The following is a 655-nucleotide window of genomic DNA, read 5'->3' as shown; positions in this document are numbered from 1 at the left end:
CCCTTCTTGGCCGCGGCAGGCTTGGCTGGGGTTGATCATCGGGGCAACAGACCCGGATCCTGCCTGGAGAACAGCTGGAGGGCAAACCCGTTCGATGGGGATGATGGGGATCCCGTGCTGGGAGCCGAGAGGGTTGAATTGAATCGGCTGCAAACCCCGTTCTCGAAACCAGCGGCTGGCCCGCTCCGGGTCGTATTTGGCAAAAGCCAGAGCCTCGACCGAGGCGAACATCTGCTCCTCTTGGCTGTCGCGGCGCAGGTAGAGCCCCCGCAACTGGGCCTGGCGCAGGATCCCGGCACTGTCTACCCGATGTTGCACCACCCCCTGCACATGTTCTGGCGGCACCAAGTACTCCAGCCGCAGGGAAGAAAAGGGCAGGAAATGGTTGTAGATGTTAATCTCGGAGCGGCCAAAGCTCTCGCTGCTGCGGGTGGCCAAGACCAAGCGATCTGGGTAGCGCTGTACCACCTGACGTAGAGGGGCATCTAAGTTCTCGTTGCCCAGGTTTTGCGGCACCACAAAGCTGCTGGGCAGGTTCAGCACCACCACCCTGGCCTTGGCTTCTTCCAATAGACGCAACGTCAGGCCGGCGTAGTTGGCCCGTTCCAGAAGAAAGTCAACCTTTTGGCCAAGGTGCTCCGCACCACTGATGCGG

Annotated in this window: 1 pseudogene; it reads right to left on the bottom strand. The window is 61.1% G+C overall.

Annotation, left to right across the window (positions count from 1 at the left end):
- Positions 1-655, bottom strand: a pseudogene (locus tag NW856_RS07490) (histidine kinase); the annotation flags it as partial.

The sequence above is a fragment of the Synechococcus sp. R3-13 genome (genome assembly GCF_047462195.1).
Taxonomy (GTDB): Bacteria; Cyanobacteriota; Cyanobacteriia; order Thermostichales; family Thermostichaceae; genus Thermostichus.
This window is presented reverse-complemented; position numbering and strand designations above follow the sequence as displayed.